The sequence below is a fragment of the Alicyclobacillus fodiniaquatilis genome (assembly GCF_042678105.1).
Lineage (GTDB): Bacteria > Bacillota > Bacilli > Alicyclobacillales > Alicyclobacillaceae > Alicyclobacillus > Alicyclobacillus fodiniaquatilis.
This window is the reverse complement of the sequence record NZ_JBHUCX010000083.1, coordinates 1-15,400: the sequence shown is the minus strand read 5'-3', so window position 1 is coordinate 15,400 and position 15,400 is coordinate 1. Positions and strand designations below refer to the sequence as shown.

Below are 15,400 nucleotides of genomic sequence, written 5' to 3'. Positions count from 1 at the left end.
AGCATTACCTTTGAAAGGATTGGATGACATGGCACTCATCAACTGTCACTTTTTTTCTGACGTTTTGGGGTTGAGCACCTCCATGACCGTGATTTTGCCACAGCAGACGACGACGCAAATCGGCATGCAAAATCAGAAGTCCGGAGAGAAGCGCAAGACCCTCTATTTGCTGCACGGGATGTCGGACGATGACACCATCTGGGTGCGCCGCACATCGATAGAACGCTATGTGGCGCCGCTTGGCCTGGCTGTGGTCATGCCGCAAGTACACCGCAGCGCATACACAGACATGGTATATGGCAATCGCTACTGGACGTTTTTAAGCGAGGAGCTTCCGCAGATTGCCCGTTCGTTCTTCCCATTGTCAGACAGGCGTGAGGACAACTTTGTCGCCGGTTTGTCCATGGGAGGTTATGGCGCCATGAAATGGGCACTACGCAAACCCGATCAGTTTGCTGCAGCGGCCAGTTTATCTGGTGGCGTCAACCGGGCCAAAAAGCGAACCGACAGAAATCGAGATCACTTTCTCGCCTTTGGCGACACTGAGGTCGCGGGGACGGAAAATGACCTGTTTTGGCTGTTGAAACAGTGTGATGCCGCAGACGGTTCGAAACCGAAGTTGTATCAATGTTGTGGCACAGAAGACTTTCTCTATGAGGACAATGTGCTGTTTCGCGATGCTTGCCGTCAGACAAATCTGGACTTCACGTACGAAGAGGAACCAGGTACACACGAATGGGGCTACTGGGACAAGAAGATTCAAGATGTGTTAGCCTGGCTGCCGCTGCAGGCGTAAAAGCGTGTCGCTAAAGCAAATGGATGGGAGTGAATTCGGTGTCTCACATTAGCGTTGCCATACTCGGTCAAGGACGGAGCGGCTACAGTATTCATGGGCAATCATTAAGTAAAATGACGGATAAGTATAAAATCGTTGCGGTCATGGACGATTTGGCGGAGCGAAGGCGGCGAGCAGAGCAGGAATATCACTGCTCGTCCTATGATGACTATCGGGATTTATTCCAGAGAAAAGACATTGATCTGATTGTCAATGCACTCCCCAGTTACTTGCATGTGCCCGTGACTTTGGAATTTCTGAATGCTGGATATCATGTACTGTCGGAAAAACCAGTGGTACGATTCGCAAGTGAGGTCGATTCATTGATTGAAGCGTCCAAGAAATCAGGACGGACATTGGCCATTTATCAGCAATCTCGCTTCTCACCAGCTTTTGTTCAGATGAGAAAGATCATTGCCTCTGGTGTGCTTGGTCGGATTGTTCAAGTGAGCATTTCATTCAGTGGATTTGCTCGTCGCTGGGATTGGCAAACCTTGAAGTCGATGAACGGTGGGAGTTTATTGAATACAGGGCCACACCCCGTTGACCAAGCATTGCAGTTGTTTGGCACAGACCAGATGCCAGCAGTATTTTGCAGAATGGATAGTGTCAATTCATACGGTGATGCGGAAGATTACGTCAAACTTGTTCTTTACGGTGAGGGGCGGCCAACGATTGATGTGGAAATATCATCGTGTTCAGCCTATCCATTATTCACCTACCAAGTACAAGGTGAGCATGGCGGACTGACGGGCAATACGTCCCATCTAGAGTGGAAGTATTTCGATCCCAGTCAGTCACAGGAGCACCAATTGACAACCACACCGTTACAGAATGATGATGGATCGCCCGCTTATTGCAGCGAGGATTTGGTGTGGAAGCAAGAAGAATGGAATGTTTCTGATGCCCTGTCAAGCGATCCGTTCAGTTCAATGTCTGAAGTGTTTTACAACATGTTATATGACACATTGACCAAAGGCGTACCGCTGCAAGTGACGCCACAAGAAGTCCGACAGCAGATTGCCGTCATGGAGGAATGCTATCGACAGAATCCTCGTTTTTCAATGTAAAAGACGTTGATTTTGGTAGACCGCCATGCGTGATGCAGCCTGCACCGGCGGAACCATGAAAATGCCAGTTAATCGGAGCATCGCGGATGGCACAGCACCAGAGTATCGACTTTATTTTCAAGGTAGATAAGTGAGCACGGTCATTCGTGCATTTAACAGTAGGAGGATTGATGATGACTTCGCTGTGCAAAATCGGAATGATTGGTTTAGATACATCTCATGCTACCGCGTTTACCGAGTTACTGCACAATAAAGCGCATCCGTACCATGTGCCGGGTGGAGTTGTTGTTGCTGCATACCCAGGAGGGTCTGCCGATTTTGAGTTGAGCCGTTCGCGGGTCGGTCCCATCACTGATGAATTACGGGAACATTACGGCGTGAAAATTGTGCACGATTTGACCGAACTTGCGGAGCAATGTGATGCGATTCTCCTGGAATCTGTGGATGGCAGAGTTCATTTACAGCAATTTCAAGAGGTTGTTCGCTTTCAGAAACCCGTATTTATAGATAAACCCTTTGCGCTCTGCTCAAATGAGGCGATGGAAATGATCCGACTCGCCGATGCGCATGGAACGCCGTTGATGAGTTGTTCAGCATTGCGTTATTCGGAGGCGTTGACATCATCTCTAAGTGATCATCAAGATGGTGGTATTCTCGGTTGCGATACGTATGGACCCATGCGTATCGAGGAAACGCAGCCAGGATTGTTTTGGTATGGTATCCACTGCGTTGAAGTGTTGTTCACGGTACTTGGCAAGGAGTGCGTACGCGTCAGGACGGTCACGAATGTCGACTATGACATGGTCGTTGGGGAATGGGCAAACGGTCAAATCGGTACTGTGCGGGGAAATCGGAAAGGGAACCAGAAATTTGGGACACTGATTCATTGCGAACAAGGAACCCATTACGTCGATATCTCAGCTTGTGAAAAACCTTTCTACGCCAGTATGTTAGAAAATATTCTCGCTATGTTTGTAAGTGGGAAATCACCCTGTGATATCGCTGATACTGAACGTATCGTCCGTTTTATCGAATGTGCGAACGAGAGCCGACGAACGGGCTTAGCAATTAATTTATGATCAAATGAGCTGTTCATGTAGTGCTCTATATATCCGCATGATTTGGTCATCCAAAGAGCACTGAAATGAAGGGGAGATTGACAATTTTCGATCTCGATAAATTGGGCATTATCACGGATGAAGTATCGTCGAGCCTCGTGGACGCGTTGGAGTGGGCAAAGTGTCATGGCCTGCGACATGTGGAAATTCGCACAATAGACGGTGTAAATGCGATAGATCTATCCGATTCCCATTTACGCTGGATTCGAGAACAGGTGAACCAGAGCGGTCTGTTTGTATCATGCCTGGCTTCTCCGGTATTCAAATGTCCCCTAAGTCCATCGCGCCCAGTACAGAGGGGAGATATGTTTGGGGATCAAGAAGATACGGTGGACGGCCATTTTGAGAAATTGCAACGATCTATCGACATCGCGCACATGCTCGGAACTCGCCGCATTCGAATTTTCTCCTTTTGGCGTGAACGGGATCCGCGAGCATTTTATGACGAGATCGTCAGTCATCTACGCGAGGCTGCCCGAGTTGCAGAGGAGCGCAACATCTTACTCTTACTAGAGAATGAGCCTTCTTGCAACGGTGGTTTTGCGGCTGAAGTCGGGGAGTTTGTTCACGCTGTCGCCTCACCTGCTTTGAAAGTACTGTGGGATCCAGGAAATGAGGCGTACGGTGGTCGCAGTTCGTTCCCAGAAGGTTATCGGGCTATCAAGGAAGTTGTAGCCCACGTACATCTCAAAGATGTTCGACATTGCGCCAATGGAAAACCAGTGTGCGTTCCAATCGGATCGGGCGAAATTCCGTTTATTGATCACTTTACAGCACTTCAAGAGGATGGGTATGCAGGACTTTATACCATCGAAACACACTTTATGCCTGATGGGGGTACGTTGGCGGATGGTTCATCCGCCTCATTAGCGGGGTTGAAGATGATGGTCCATGGCGAATAGACCGCCATGCGTGATACGCCCCGCACCAGCAGCATCATGAAAATGTCAGTCAATTGAGGCATCGTGGATGGCGCGCGCAGGTATCGACCTTGTTTTCGAGATGGGACAAAAGAAAAACCCGACAAGGCGGGTTATCACGCTAAAGTTCAAACGGATTGTCGACATTTATTTTCACACCGACGTTCACATATAAGACCGTCTCGCTTTACAAAATCATTGCGACGATACCCAACTCACGACATTACTTCTTGTCTGTCGCCATGATGTTGGAGCAAATGTGCCCATACTGCCTCTGCTGCCGACTCGCCTTGCACAATACAGTCGGGCAAACCCAGTCCTTCGTAACCGCCGCCTGCCACAAAGACGCCAGGTAACGATTCCACAAGATCTTGTTTCAGTTGTTGCAACCGTGTCAAGTGACCGACCAGATAATTGGGCATGCTGTTGTCCCACCGGGTCACTTTACTGAACACAGGTGATGGGGAAATGCCCACCAAATCTTTGACATCCTGATGGACTGCGCGGACCATTTCATGGTCAGCAAGCGCAAGATGAGACGCTTGTCCTGCGCGTCCGACATAACAGCGCAACACGACGTAATCTTCTGTCGTCGTATGCGGCCATTTGCTGGAAGTCCACGTGCTTGCCGTAATTGCTCGATTTTCCGAGCGCGGCACGAGAAAGCCCGAAGCCTTGCTCAAATCGACCTTCACATGACTTTTCGGATAACCAAGGATGACCGTGGCTGTGGATACGTAGGGTACGTCAAACGGATTATCGCGTCGCGGCAAATAGGTTTGCAGCAAGCGCTTCATGGTGTCAACAGGCGTGCACACAATCACCGCGTCAAACGCTTTTTCCTCAACTTCGCCCGCCGATTTGATGACCAAGGTGTACCCACGCACAGTAGGCGCCACGCGGGTCACTTGATGGCCCAACGCAATGTGCACCTTGTCTGCCAACACATCGGCCAAACGCTCGATCACGGTTTCCAGACCGCCGCGCACGGTCATGAACGCGCTGCGTCCGGAGTTGTTGCTGGGCGTCGATTGCCGCTTGCGCATCGCCCGCGCGCCGACAATCAAACTGCGGTATTCAGTGCCAAGTTGGACAATCTGCTGCCAGGTGGCTTGCAAACTCAAATCATCCACCCGTCCAGCATAAATACCCGCTAGGAGCGGTTCGCCAAGTTGCTCTACCCATTCGTGACCTAGACGTGCGCGCAAATACGCGCCGAGTGACACATCTTCCTCCAGCTTGCTCCCAGGCAGGCATATATCGAACAACGCCCGCAGTTTGCCCTGTGAGGAGAGCAAATCTGTCTGTAAAAATGCCGAGACGTTCATGGGAATGCCGATGAATGTGCCGCTGGGCATCGGGACCAATTCCGCATTTCGGGCAATATAGGTCTGCGATGCCGCACTGTTGGTATATACGATTTCTGACGCCAATCCGAGTTCTTGCAACAACCGCATTCCTGCTGGTTTGCGAGCAAGCATCGAATCGGGCCCGGCTTCGAGCGTCAGGCCGCCATCCCGATATGTCAGCACCTTGCCGCCAAGCCGATTGGCGGCCTCGTAGATGGTGATTTCCGTCTGCATCTGCAAGTGATCCGCTTGTTGCATCAGTCTGCGTGCGGCTGTTAAACCAGTGATGCCACCGCCGATGACGGCGACGCGATAGGTCTTTTCCATGGGGATCCTAGTCCTCCTGCGCACAGGTTCGTACAGTGTTGGCGAGTGCTTGTAGGAACTGTGCATCATCGTTCATCTGTTTTGTGCGAACCAGATGCAAATTCAATGTTTTCGCCACCTGCTGCGCCTCAATGTCGATGTCGTACAACACTTCGAGGTGATCCGCCACAAATCCTTGTGAGCAGGAAACGACTTCTTTGAACCCACGCTGTTTTAAATCGTGCAGCACGTCCAAAATATCTGGTCCAAGCCATGGTTCACCTGTGCGTCCCGCACTTTGCCAAGCAAACATGTAGTTTGTGAGATGCAGCCGCTCCGCGACGATCTCCCCCGACTCGTGTAGCTGCTTTACATAGGGATCATCGGTTTCTAAAATGCGTTCTGGCAAACTGTGCGCAGAGAACACCACCATTGCGCCAGCGGGATCACTGCACTGGTCAAGCGCCGCTTGCACACGTTCGGTCAGCGCGTCTAAAAAGGCAGGCTCCAAATGCCACTCATTCACATAGCGGATGTTTGGTCCGCCTAGTTTGGCTGCCGTTTCGCGAGCCACACGTTGGTAGCCGCCAACGCTCATATGCGAGAAGTGAGGCGCCAAGACGATGGCGACCGCATCCTGGATGCCATCCTGGTACATTTGTTCCACTGCTTCGTAAATGAACGGATGTGTGTGTTTCATCCCTTGGTACAGGCGCACTGGTCGGCCGCCATCCTGATTTAAGATCTTCGCGATGCCCTCCGCTTGCGCCCGTGTGATTTCGGTCAGCGGCGAGACGCCGCCAATGGCCTGGTAGCGTCCCGTCAGATCCGCAAGCTGCTCAGGCGAAGGCGCGCGCCCCCGACGGATGTCCGTGTAGTAAGGCAAGACTTCCTCTAAACTGCTTGGTGTGCCATAGGCCATGACAAGTAGACCCAGAGGTTCTGTCATTGTCGTTTCCCCTTTCCCAAAGCCGAACCACAGATTAACAGGTCAGGCGGAATTGATGTACATAGGCCACCAATTCGCGCAAGACGGCGATGTCGGTGGACGGCTTTACACCATGGCCCAGGTTGAAGATAAAGCCAGGTGCTTTCGTGCCTTCTGACAAAATTGCCTGTGCCCGCCGCTCGATTTCCGACTGTGGTGCGAAGAGCATGGCGGGATCGAAATTTCCTTGCAGTGCGACGTTGTCGCCGACGCGCTGGCGGGCGACGGTCAAGGGGACGCGCCAGTCGACACCGATGACGCTTGCCCCGGTCTCTGCAAAGGTAGACAAAAGTTCACCCGTGTTGACGCCAAAGTAGATCAACGGCACATCCAGTTCTTTGAGCGCGCCAAAGATCCGCTGCATGGTCGGCAGCACGTATTGGTGGTAGTCACTTGGTGCGAGACTGCCCACCCAGGAGTCGAAAATTTGCAGCGCGCTGGCGCCAGCTTTCACTTGGGCCGTGCCGTAGACGATGATCATCTCGCTTAGCTTGTCCATCAACTGTTGCCACATGTCCGGGCGACTGACCATCATCGTTTTGGTATGCAAATAATCACGCGACGGACCGCCTTCTATCATGTAGCTGGCCAGTGTGAACGGACCGCCCATAAAGCCGATGAGCGGCACACTTAAATCCTGTTTGAGCAAACGGATGGTTTCCAGTACGTGGGGCAGCGCCGCCTCAGGTACAAATGTATGTAAATGATGTAAATCCGACTCGTGGCGAATCGGCGTGTCGATGACCGGACCGACATTTTCTTTGATGACGAAGGGCAAGCCCATGGCTCCAATCGGAATCATGATGTCAGAAAAGAGAATCGCTGCATCGACACCCAATTTATCCACCGGCATCTTGGTGACCTCAACACACACATCAGGGTGTTCACAAATCTCCACGAGCGAATACTTCTTGCGAATCGCTCGGTAATCTGCATCATAACGCCCCGCCTGACGCATAAACCAGACAGGTACCGAATTGGTTTGATCCCGTTGACAAGCCCGTAAAAACGTATCATTAAACATATGATAACTCCATTCACTGTAACAAGTTCGCGTCGCACATCAATAAAATGTTCAACGCACCTTCATCTGTTATACCTAAGCGAGGCCACGTGATGCAAACGCAAACCGAAGTGTATCAGCGGATTTGCCATGACGTTCGCCAAACTGTCATGTGCTTGCCAGTCGCGGTATAATAGAAGGGAACAAAACAAATGCGCGATTTACAGCTTATAAGGAGGTTCTGTCGTGAGCTTAGAATTGGATTTTTATCAGATGATGGTTCAGCCAATGCGCGATGAATTGACACAAATTGGTTTTCGTGAATTGCTCACCGCCGAGGAAGTAGACGAAGTGATGGCCGACAAGGCTGGAACGACGTTGTTTGTGGTCAACTCCGTTTGTGGCTGCGCAGGCGGCATTGCGCGTCCTGGTGTTGCGATGGCCCTGGAAAATGACAAATTGCCAGACAGACTCGTGACGGTGTTTGCTGGTCAAGACAAGGAAGCGACCGCGCGCGCGCGTGAGTTCTTCACCGATATGCCGCCGTCATCGCCTTCAATGTTCCTGTTCAAGGACGGTTCGCTGGCTGGTGTGCTGCACCGCAGTGATATCGAGGGGTCTTCTGCCGATGCTGTAGCGGCCAAATTGGTCGCGCTGTTCAATCAGTACTGCGAAGCCAAAGCAAGCTAAGCGGGTCGCAGCACTTTCGCATTTCTAGATCATTGTTTGATACGACGTATCCGGGCGACCGAATAGGTCATGTAAATTCGGGATGCGCTTAAAAGCCGCTTGTCGGCCACATATTCGAATTTTGGACCAAGTTGGGCTGTTTGTGCTCTGCTTGGTCCTTTTTGCGTAAACGCGTTATGGTTGTTAAGATGGAATTTCTGGAATTTGTCGAGCTGATTTCGTCCCGAGGAGTGTGGTGTGATAGAATAGGATCAAATTCAAGACGGGAGCGGTCTGTTTGAGTCAATGGGCGCACTGGAAAGATGCGGCGGATGCCATCAAGGAAATTCGCAACGTGTTTTGTGTCGGTCGAAACTATCGGGATCACGCTATTGAACTCGGCAATGCTGTACCTACGCGGCCGATGATCTTCGGCAAATTTACGCATGCCTTGACACCTGCGTCGGGTCATCTTGCGTTGCCGCCAGGGGCGACTGACATTCACCACGAGTTGGAAATTGTACTTTTTATCGATAAACCGGTGACCAATGGAGCGCAGGCAAAGGACGTTGTGGGCGGTGTCGCTTTAGGGCTCGATTTGACGGACAGGCCGTTGCAATCGCGGTTGAAGGAACAAGGTCATCCGTGGGAATTGGCCAAAAGTTTTATCGGATCAGGCATTCTCACCGATTTTTACACATCCGGTGATTTTCAAGATGTGCAACAGGCAGTTTTTTCTCTGCAAATCAATGGTCAAACTGTACAAGAAGGCACGCCAGCAGATATGTTGTTTGATTTCGACACTTTGGTGCAATACGTTCATCAACACTTTGGCCTTCATCCCGGAGATATCCTGTTTACAGGCACGCCTGCAGGCGTTGGTCCGCTTCACGCGGGGGATACATGTACACTCGTGTTGGATAACACACGTTTAGGAGAACTAATCATCGCCAATTGAGATGAAGGAGGGGGTAATTAAAGTGTCACGTCCAAGTGCTATGAATGCCTATCTAGAGGCGATTTACGTATTGAATGACGAAGGAGAACAAGTCATTGCGTCGAAAGTGGCCGATTATTTGAATGTATCGCGGCCGACGGTTTCACAGACGTTACAGCGGATGAATCAGGAAGGCTATGTGACATCCGGTGAAGGAAAGGAAATTCTGTTGACCGATGAGGGGCGGAGCAAGGCCGAACAAATCGTGCGTCGCCATCGTTTGTTGGAACGTTGGTTGACAGATGTGCTGGATCTCGATTGGGCGGACGCGCATGTGGAAGCAGGTCGGTTGGAAAACAGTGTATCAGAATTGGTGGAAAAGCGCCTGGCCACATTGTTAGGCAATCCGACGACATGTCCTCATGGGAATGTGATACCAGGATCTGGATATGTCTTACCCAAGGGGATGCCGCTCTCCGAAGTGGATTCTCACCAGACGGTAGAGGTTGTACGCATCATTGAGGTGGCCGAAGAAGATTTGGATCTCTTGCGCTTCTTGCATCGTACAGGTCTGGTGCCTGGCGCGCGTGTGGTGCTCGGCGAACAAAGCCGCTTTGAGGCAGGCATTCCGATTGAAGTGAAGGGCGAGACATTGTCCTTACAACGGGAAATCGCAGATCGGGTTTTGGTCCGTCCTATTGAGGCCCAAGCATAAATTACACGAAAACTGCCCACCTTAATCACCGATGCGGAAAGAGGTGGGCTTTTTTTGATGCAAATTGCACGGCAATTTAAACGCAGGTGGCGAATTTTTGCGCAGTCGTTCAGCGCATTGGTGGTCATCATCGGCGTGACGTTGAGCGGCGTTGCGACGGCGGGCGCCAGAGAAACTGGCGACGAGCCGTATGTCAATGCAAAGGCGGCTGTGGTCTACGACGTGACGACAAAAAAGACGCTTTATGACAAGCAAGGGGATACAGCGATGTATCCGGCAAGCACGACAAAACTGATGACGGCCATCTTGCTTGTGAAAAATCTACAACCGGACGATCCGGTCTACATTGGCACCGAAGCGGCGCATCAGCCGCGAGTGCGGCTCGGCGTCAAACCAGGTACGACGATACCTGCGGATGACGCGCTCTGCGCCTTGCTGATGAAGAGCGCCAATGACATTGCCTATGGGGTCGCTGAAACTGTTGGCGGATCGCAAGAAGGATTTGCGCGCATGATGAACGTGGAAGCAAGGAAGCTCGGTTGCACGCATACAGAATTTGTCACGCCAAACGGTCTGCATGCGGAAGATCACGCGACTTCCGCGATGGATATCGCGTACATTATGGCCGAAGCCATCAAGCATCCGCGCATTGTTGATGCCATGCAGACAAAGTCGCATATGGTCGATGGGAAAACGGTGAACAATACCAATCGATTGCTGTACAGTCAGGGCAATGCCATTGGTGAATACATCGGCGGCAAGACGGGATTTACTTCAAAGGCGATGTACTGCTTAGCAACAGCGGTCCGTCAACATGGGCACGTGCTCATCAGCGTCGTGCTTGGCGCACCGCGCAAGACGTACATGTACAGTGAAACCATCCGGCTCTTGACTTGGGCAAACCAATATACGGAACCGGGCGAAGACGAACATATGGATAAAGAAGAAACAGTACCAGGTCAAGATTGACTTGGTACTGTTTCTTTTTCGGGTCAACCGTATTGTCCGACGAAATCGGATAAGGTGACATTGATGGGTGCATCAGCGGTTGATATATCAAATGAAATTTGCCAATGCGTCGAACCTGGCACGCGTCCCTCCACTGACAAGTTGACAAGCGATATTGTCATACAGTGAAGCAAAGGGAAAGGCGGGACGATGCATGGGTAAATCGGTTGCGTTGGCGTATGTGTTATGGTTCTTTTTGGGCTATCTTGGCATTCATCGCATGTACTGCGGGCGTGTAGGCTCTGGTGTCACCATGTTGGCGCTCACCGTATTAGGCGGCATCACGTCCGTCATCATTATCGGGCATGTAATTTTACTGATTGTGGGCATTTGGTGGTTGCTAGATCTGTTTTTGACAGCAAATATGGCGATGACTGCCAGGAGATAGCACCGGATTGGTCGCAATTGATTCGACACTGCGAACGGCGTGATTTTCGTTGAGTACTCGGTTGCTTATATTTGGGCGTGGTACAATGAGATCCAGTTTCTTTATATGAACGAAAGCAACATAGGCTGGGGATGATTTCTAAACGGCGACAGTGATTGCAGGCAGGAGGTCCCTTGGTGGGACTGGCGTTTCTTTGGACAAGTTGCATTGACTACTGGATATTCAAGTAAAGATGTAGAGATTCGAAAATATGCAAGCGTCTCCTTGTGCATGCATCGTGCAATGCAGGGGGATGCGACTTTTTAGGCGGAAGTTTGGCGAAAGGAGTCGGTCATGTGCTGGGAGCGGCAGCCGCAGTTTGCGTGAGCGGACAACAATTGTTGATGGTCTTGCAAGGCCAGCCTGGAAATCCTCCGAAGAACTTGCGCAGTTGTATATGCCCTACGAAGAGGACAGAGCGTTTCTGTTGCGTTATTTGGCTGAAAAATCAGAAAGCATTTGAGGGGAGGATTAATCGATGGCCGATGTGACGATACAGGCGCTGCAAGCGTACATTCGCGGCAAGGATTTTCATCCAGATTTGAAGTTGCAATATCTACAAAAGTTGGTTGAAGAAGTGGGTGAACTGGCTAAAGCGATGCGGCACGATGTTCGCTACGCAGAGACCCAGCACATCAAAGGTACGCTTGATGAGGAATTGTACGATGTCCTGTATTACACACTCGCCTTAGCGAATATTTATGAGGTTGATCTCGAGATGGTGATGCGTCTGAAGGAACCGATCAACGCTGCCAAGTACGGACAAGTGGAGCAGTTGAACAAGTTGCCTGGTTAGCTGTCGGCAGCCGTACAGACATTGACGTGGTCAAACAAAATCCAACCGGCAACTGCAGTTTACATGCTGTGTCAAAGGGACGGGACGGCGTAGCGCGGTGTGTTTATCATCGTATGAGTGTGAATCTGAGTAGTGTCTTGTTATTGCCTAAACTGCATAAACGACTTAATATTATTTCTATTGACGAAATACATAGAATGACAATGACAGGAAAGGGATCTTCCATGAATGTTTAAGAACAGCGAACAAGGCACGAAAGAGACGTCCTGGCAAGTGACGCTGTGGACCATGGCGGCCGTCCAGTTCATCATGTCCATTGCTTTCTCCAGCTCTAATCCTTTTATGGCGCTCTATGTCGAACAGCTTGGCGTGCACAATGTCCATCACGTGGAAATGCTCACAGGCATTATTCAAGGCATGACCCCGTTGATGGCCGCCCTGATGTCGCCTTTGTGGGGATCGCTCTCTGACAAAAGCGGCCGCAAGATGATGGTGATGCGATCCACCATCGCCATTGCCATCTTTACCGGCGTATTGGGTTTTGCCCAGAATACGTGGCAACTGATGCTGATTCGCGCGTTGCAGGGATCGTTTAGCGGTTTTTCGGCAGCATCCATTGCGCTCGTCGCCACGGTCGTTCCCCAGAATCGACTGGGGTATGCACTGGGGTGGACACAAACAGCCGGCATGATTGGCACCTTGGTCGGGCCGCTTTTAGGTGGTGTGGCCGCAGACTATTTTCACAATTATCGTATGGTGTTTTTCTTGACGACCGTATTTGCGTTTTCTGCATTTTTGATCACGCTGTTGTGCGTCAAAGAGCGGCACAAGCCGTCGACCACCGCACAAAAGAAACCTTCGCTCATCGGGCAGTTCAAAGCGATAAAACAATTAAAGACGGTTCAGTCGATGTTTATCGTTCTGTTTTTGACACAGTTTACGGTCATGAGTGTACAACCCGTTCTCACGGTGTTTATGAAACAATTGGCTGGCAACGTCGGGTATCTCAACACAGTGGCCGGTTTTGCCTTTGCCGTCACTGGACTAGCCGATCTCATCGCATCTCCGTTTCTTGGCAAAAGAAGCGATGTCCTGGGGTATCGGCGGGTTTTAACCATATGTATGACCGGAGCGGGTCTATTTTATCTGCCGCAGGCCTTTACGCCGAACATCTGGGTGTTTGTGGCAGCCAGATTTGGCCTGGGGATGTTCATTGGTGGCATTCTCCCTACCGCCAACGCTTTAATCGGCAGGATGACACCAAGCAATCAACGGGGACAAATTTATGGTTTCACATCCAGCGCTCAATTTTTAGGGAGTTTTGCGGGGCCATTTCTTGGCGGACTCGGCTCCGCAGCGTTGGGCATTCGCACTATGCTGGGCATCGCTGGCGCTTTGTACATCTGCAACATGCTGTGGGTCAGATTTAAGGTCAGTGAGCCGACAGATGATGTCCCGGATAATATGGCGTGATCGAAAGCTGAAATGGGGGGAGGGAAGTACGGGTATGTACGGTAAAGCAGCCCCCTTACCATTCGGAATTGATCTTTGTGGCCTTGGCCAGGGTGCCTTCAAAAGTTTCTATCAATGTCTAATGACTAGTAAATGGATGTCGACTATGCGAGAAGTCTGAATAAATGTACAGTGAACATGGTCAGTTGGGCAAAACAAGAGGCGAACAAGCGAAACAAGATGTACCTTCGGTTAGATTGTGTAGCGGATAGACCTAAACTGTGCGTCGCAGGGATTTAGAAAGGTGCAGGAACGGTCATGTTCGACAAGTATCCCATTGCTTTTTACGGACAAACCCCAACCAGTTACGCAGACGTTAATTCACGGGGACTTCACAATCGATAACGTACTTGTCCACGATGGGGAAATTAGCGGTGTGATCGACTGGAGTGAAGGCGCATTTGGCGATTCAAGATGTGACGCAGCATTAGCCATTAGGCCGAAACCGAATGTCTTTCAAGATTACTTGGATGTAGATATATTCTTCGAAGGTTATGGTGAAAAGATACTCACCGACGACGATTTCACATATTTCGCAGAAGGGTTTTATGAGTTTTTCTAATGGCTTGAAAACGTTGAATCGAAAGGTGGCAGCTCAACCTTTACAGTCGAACGTATGTTTGGTATGGTTGTCGTAAACATGTTGGAGCGTGAAGTCATTTTGGATAGCTCAACGATGGTGATTGATTTTCTATTAAGGAAATACAAAGCAGACCGGAAATGGACACTCATGGTCATTGAACAGTTGTCTGAGGAAGACATCGTTTGGTCACCCACCCCTGAAAGTAACAGCATCGCGAATTTGATTGCACATATTTGGGCAAATGTGCATCACTGTTTTGAAATCGCATTCTTTGGTGTTCCATACACAAGAGATAGGGATGAATTCGAACGGGACCTCAAGATGTCAAAAGAACAAGCCATTGAGCTCACCACAATTCAGACATTTACCTAGCCATACAGGACAAATTTTTTACATTGCGAAAATGCGGAAGGGGCAAATCCAGTGGAGCTGAAAAGCGCGTATCTGGGAATTCCCGTGAGTGACCTACAAGCCGCTGCTGAATGGTATGGCAAGCATTTTGGTTTTAAGGTTGTCACAGAAGATCCGATTTTCTTAGAACTGATCACTAAATCCGGCGTCAGGATCTGTTTGACCCAACATGAGCCGAAAGTGAATTCTCACATCAATTTGCCGAGCGGGCCGTTTCCAGTGCAAGGATTCATCGTTTCAGACGCAGAATTAGTTTATCAAGGGCTGAAAAATAACGGTGTTCAAGTCGGTGAATTCTTCGACTACCAAGGGAAGTCATTTTCGTTCTACGACCTGGATGGCAATTTCATCGAAGTTTGGAGTCTGCCAGACGGTAACAAATGATAACAGTTCTGATTCAGTTGGCGAGGCTGGGGCTGTTTATGACGAGATAGAATTTGTGTTATCAGAAGCGTCGTAAAACCCCTTGCTTTAGCTATGGGGATATAAGGCGCTCGCCGTTAGGCGAAATGTCTTTTAACGATCAACTAAACGTTAGATGAAATAGTCCCGTATCTAACTTGTTTTGGTAAGATGTTCTTGGGTGATCGCAATGAGTAGAGACGTCGAATTGAATCGAAATGTCACATTTGACTGCAAGTACCATGTCGTGTTTTGTCCGAAATACCGGAGAAAGGTGCTTGTAGAGCCCGTTGAATCACGTTTGAAGCAATTGTTAATACAGAAGGCGACAGAAATCCAGACAGAAATCGT

General features: G+C 50.1%; 18 protein-coding genes. 15 read left to right on the top strand and 3 right to left on the bottom strand.

The window, feature by feature from the left end; all coding sequences use genetic code 11:
• Positions 1–28: 28 nt before the first annotated feature.
• The 4 genes from ACFSB2_RS19635 (at position 29) to ACFSB2_RS19620 (ending at position 3,925) form a co-directional block, all read left to right on the top strand.
• The gene (locus tag ACFSB2_RS19635; RefSeq protein ID WP_377944794.1) at positions 29–796 is read left to right on the top strand and encodes an alpha/beta hydrolase; all 768 of its coding nucleotides are present in this window, start codon (positions 29–31) and stop codon (positions 794–796) included.
• 38 nt (positions 797–834) lie between these two features.
• Complete coding sequence (locus tag ACFSB2_RS19630; protein ID WP_377944793.1) at positions 835–1,905, top strand: Gfo/Idh/MocA family protein; 1,071 nt, start codon at positions 835–837, stop codon at positions 1,903–1,905.
• A gap of 173 nt (positions 1,906–2,078) precedes the next feature.
• Positions 2,079–2,984: a Gfo/Idh/MocA family protein gene (locus tag ACFSB2_RS19625; RefSeq protein WP_377944792.1), complete on the top strand. Its 906-nt coding sequence runs from the start codon at positions 2,079–2,081 to the stop codon at positions 2,982–2,984.
• A 65-nt stretch (positions 2,985–3,049) separates the two neighbouring features.
• Positions 3,050–3,925 carry a sugar phosphate isomerase/epimerase family protein gene (locus ACFSB2_RS19620; protein ID WP_377944791.1) on the top strand — a complete coding sequence of 292 codons (876 nt, stop codon included), beginning with the start codon at positions 3,050–3,052 and terminating at the stop codon, positions 3,923–3,925.
• Positions 3,926–4,158: 233 nt separating this feature from the next.
• Here ACFSB2_RS19620 and hemG read toward each other — a convergent pair whose 3' ends face one another.
• From hemG to hemE, 3 genes are read right to left on the bottom strand one after another with little or no spacing between them, the layout of a single operon-like run.
• Positions 4,159–5,619, bottom strand: a complete 1,461-nt coding sequence (gene hemG / locus ACFSB2_RS19615) for a protoporphyrinogen oxidase (RefSeq protein WP_377944790.1) — start codon at positions 5,617–5,619, stop codon at positions 4,159–4,161.
• A 7-nt stretch (positions 5,620–5,626) separates the two neighbouring features.
• A complete protein-coding gene (hemH, locus tag ACFSB2_RS19610; protein ID WP_377944788.1) occupies positions 5,627–6,547 on the bottom strand; it encodes a ferrochelatase in 921 nt (306 codons plus the stop codon).
• 34 nt (positions 6,548–6,581) lie between these two features.
• Positions 6,582–7,610, bottom strand: a complete 1,029-nt coding sequence (hemE, locus tag ACFSB2_RS19605; protein WP_377944787.1) for a uroporphyrinogen decarboxylase — start codon at positions 7,608–7,610, stop codon at positions 6,582–6,584.
• 225 nt (positions 7,611–7,835) lie between these two features.
• On the opposite strand from hemE, the gene ACFSB2_RS19600 reads away from it, so the two are divergent.
• The 11 genes from ACFSB2_RS19600 to ACFSB2_RS19550 form a co-directional block, all read left to right on the top strand.
• On the top strand, positions 7,836–8,279 hold the full coding sequence (locus ACFSB2_RS19600) for a BrxA/BrxB family bacilliredoxin (protein WP_377944786.1): 444 nt from the start codon (positions 7,836–7,838) through the stop codon (positions 8,277–8,279).
• 277 nt (positions 8,280–8,556) lie between these two features.
• Entirely contained in the window at positions 8,557–9,216 is a 660-nt protein-coding gene (locus ACFSB2_RS19595) for a fumarylacetoacetate hydrolase family protein (protein ID WP_377944785.1), read from the top strand.
• A gap of 22 nt (positions 9,217–9,238) precedes the next feature.
• Entirely contained in the window at positions 9,239–9,910 is a 672-nt protein-coding gene (locus tag ACFSB2_RS19590) for a metal-dependent transcriptional regulator (RefSeq protein WP_377944784.1), read from the top strand.
• A gap of 57 nt (positions 9,911–9,967) precedes the next feature.
• The gene (locus tag ACFSB2_RS19585) at positions 9,968–10,879 is read left to right on the top strand and encodes a D-alanyl-D-alanine carboxypeptidase family protein (protein WP_377945003.1); all 912 of its coding nucleotides are present in this window, start codon (positions 9,968–9,970) and stop codon (positions 10,877–10,879) included.
• Between the two features lie 193 nt (positions 10,880–11,072).
• Entirely contained in the window at positions 11,073–11,306 is a 234-nt protein-coding gene (locus ACFSB2_RS19580; protein WP_377944783.1) for a TM2 domain-containing protein, read from the top strand.
• A 517-nt stretch (positions 11,307–11,823) separates the two neighbouring features.
• Entirely contained in the window at positions 11,824–12,141 is a 318-nt protein-coding gene (locus ACFSB2_RS19575; protein WP_377944782.1) for a MazG nucleotide pyrophosphohydrolase domain-containing protein, read from the top strand.
• A 228-nt stretch (positions 12,142–12,369) separates the two neighbouring features.
• The gene (locus ACFSB2_RS19570; RefSeq protein WP_377944781.1) at positions 12,370–13,614 is read left to right on the top strand and encodes an MFS transporter; all 1,245 of its coding nucleotides are present in this window, start codon (positions 12,370–12,372) and stop codon (positions 13,612–13,614) included.
• A gap of 283 nt (positions 13,615–13,897) precedes the next feature.
• A complete protein-coding gene (locus tag ACFSB2_RS19565; RefSeq protein ID WP_377944780.1) occupies positions 13,898–14,215 on the top strand; it encodes a phosphotransferase family protein in 318 nt (105 codons plus the stop codon).
• A 78-nt stretch (positions 14,216–14,293) separates the two neighbouring features.
• On the top strand, positions 14,294–14,608 hold the full coding sequence (locus tag ACFSB2_RS19560; RefSeq protein ID WP_377944779.1) for a DUF1572 family protein: 315 nt from the start codon (positions 14,294–14,296) through the stop codon (positions 14,606–14,608).
• 51 nt (positions 14,609–14,659) lie between these two features.
• A complete protein-coding gene (locus tag ACFSB2_RS19555; protein ID WP_377944778.1) occupies positions 14,660–15,031 on the top strand; it encodes a VOC family protein in 372 nt (123 codons plus the stop codon).
• Between the two features lie 208 nt (positions 15,032–15,239).
• A partial coding sequence (locus ACFSB2_RS19550) for a transposase (protein WP_377945002.1) occupies positions 15,240–15,400 on the top strand: 161 nt, incomplete at its 3' end.

Excerpts from the sequence above, each read along its gene's own strand:
- ACFSB2_RS19635 (WP_377944794.1), top strand. The coding sequence starts at position 29 with ATGGCACTCATCAACTGTCACTTTTTTTCTGACGTTTTGGGGTTGAGC.
- ACFSB2_RS19625 (WP_377944792.1), top strand. The coding sequence starts at position 2,079 with ATGACTTCGCTGTGCAAAATCGGAATGATTGGTTTAGATACATCTCAT.
- ACFSB2_RS19620 (WP_377944791.1), top strand. The coding sequence starts at position 3,050 with ATGAAGGGGAGATTGACAATTTTCGATCTCGATAAATTGGGCATTATC.
- hemG (WP_377944790.1), bottom strand. The coding sequence starts at position 5,619 with ATGGAAAAGACCTATCGCGTCGCCGTCATCGGCGGTGGCATCACTGGT.
- hemH (WP_377944788.1), bottom strand. The coding sequence starts at position 6,547 with ATGACAGAACCTCTGGGTCTACTTGTCATGGCCTATGGCACACCAAGC.
- hemE (WP_377944787.1), bottom strand. The coding sequence starts at position 7,610 with ATGTTTAATGATACGTTTTTACGGGCTTGTCAACGGGATCAAACCAAT.
- ACFSB2_RS19585 (WP_377945003.1), top strand. The coding sequence starts at position 9,968 with ATGCAAATTGCACGGCAATTTAAACGCAGGTGGCGAATTTTTGCGCAG.
- ACFSB2_RS19580 (WP_377944783.1), top strand. The coding sequence starts at position 11,073 with ATGGGTAAATCGGTTGCGTTGGCGTATGTGTTATGGTTCTTTTTGGGC.
- ACFSB2_RS19575 (WP_377944782.1), top strand. The coding sequence starts at position 11,824 with ATGGCCGATGTGACGATACAGGCGCTGCAAGCGTACATTCGCGGCAAG.
- ACFSB2_RS19570 (WP_377944781.1), top strand. The coding sequence starts at position 12,370 with ATGTTTAAGAACAGCGAACAAGGCACGAAAGAGACGTCCTGGCAAGTG.
- ACFSB2_RS19560 (WP_377944779.1), top strand. The coding sequence starts at position 14,294 with ATGTTGGAGCGTGAAGTCATTTTGGATAGCTCAACGATGGTGATTGAT.